We start from the raw sequence: 1444 nt of genomic DNA, 5'->3' as shown, positions 1-1444 counted from the left end.
GCAAGCATTTGGGCGAGGTGTTTCGAAGGTTAGCGAGCCAGAAAGAAAGCCGAATATTGGAAGGGCATTTGATGCCGGATCATGTGCATATGTTGATCTCTATCCCGCCGAAATATGCGGTGTCGCAGGTGATTGGCTATATCAAAGGGAAGAGTGCGATTCACTTGGCCCGTGTTTATGGTGAAAAGAAACAGAGCTTTGTAGGTCAGCATTTCTGGGCGCGGGGGTATTTTGTTTCGACAGTGGGTCGGGATGAAACGATGATACGGGAGTATATCCGTCATCAAGAACAGGAAGACCAACGAGTCGAACAAATGAACCTTTGGCAATGAGTCGCCGCCTATTGGCGGCTAAAGTTAAAGGGCCGCGTCAGCGACCCTATTTACCGCTTTGAGCGGTTCACAACATAAAGCCCCCGGCTTTGCCGGGGGATATTTACTTCATCTGAACCAACTTACGGCACAAGTGCTGGAAGGCACGCTCAGTTTTCACACACTTTCGTAAGCGGTCCTTTAACAGCATCTGTATAAACAGCTCGAAAGGAACGAAGATAGTGTCCACTTATAATCAGGTGGACACCTATGAAGGAGCATAACACGCGATTATCGCGGCCATTAATCGTGGGGCACGGGCGAGACGGCCGTTGCCTTTATGATCCGGAAGCCAAGCGGGAGCTAGTGAAAGTTTGCTTGCATTCGGGCACATCGGTTGCCAAGATCGCTCTGCAATACGGTATCAATGCCAATCTGCTGCGCAAGTGGATGGGGCATTACCGAGAAACAGGACATCCGAATCCGAACAGTCCATTAACGTTGCCGGCTTTTGTGCCCGTTCAGTCGCTGAGCGCAGAGAAACCGGCTGAGTCAGCGCTCAGTGCGGAGTTGCCCAACGGCGTTAAACTCGCGTTACAGCCTGTCGAGCTGAGCGACCTGCCGGTGATTTTGAAGGCGTTGGCCGAGCTGCCATGTTTCGTTTCGACGCAGGATTGAAGGTCTACCTGCACCGCGAGCCGGTCGACGGCCGCAAGGCCATCAATGGTTTAGCGCTGCTGGTTGAGCAGGCATTAGGCTTGAATCCGTTCGAGCCGGCCATCTACGTGTTCAGCAATCGCCGGCGGGATCGGATCAAACTGCTGTTGTGGGACCGCACCGGTTTTTGGTTGATGCTCAAGCGGCTGGAAGCCGACCGTTTTCACTGGCCGAAAGAGGCAGCAGTTGTGACGTTGACGGTCGAGCAACTCCACTGGTTGTTAGCCGGTATTGACTTGGCCGCGATGCGGCCGCATCCGGCACGAACCTATACCCAAGTAGGCTGAAACGCGGATGTAAAGCCGGTAAAATAACGGCATGACGCCCACCATCACGCTGTCCACCGAAGACTACCAAGCCTTGCTGGCCGAGCAGCAACGGCTGGCGAGTCAACTGCGGTTGGTGACGGTCGAGCG

At 53.9% G+C, this 1444-nt stretch carries 3 protein-coding genes; all 3 read left to right on the top strand.

Annotated features, from left to right (window positions below; translation table 11 throughout):
- The coding region (gene tnpA, locus BJL95_RS20745; protein ID WP_083385803.1) for an IS200/IS605 family transposase at positions 1-332 on the top strand (332 nt) is incomplete at its 5' end.
- A gap of 249 nt (positions 333-581) precedes the next feature.
- Positions 582-989 (top strand): transposase, encoded by a 408-nt coding sequence (locus BJL95_RS20740; RefSeq protein ID WP_254786668.1) that lies wholly within the window; start codon positions 582-584, stop codon positions 987-989.
- A complete protein-coding gene (tnpB, locus tag BJL95_RS20735; protein WP_064031840.1) occupies positions 965-1315 on the top strand; it encodes an IS66 family insertion sequence element accessory protein TnpB in 351 nt (116 codons plus the stop codon). Before BJL95_RS20740 ends, tnpB begins: the two co-directional genes overlap by 25 nt.
- Positions 1316-1444 lie beyond the last annotated feature (129 nt).

The sequence above is a fragment of the Methylomonas sp. LWB genome (assembly GCF_001856095.1).
Taxonomy (GTDB): Bacteria; Pseudomonadota; Gammaproteobacteria; order Methylococcales; family Methylomonadaceae; genus Methylomonas; species Methylomonas koyamae_A.
This window is presented reverse-complemented; position numbering and strand designations above follow the sequence as displayed.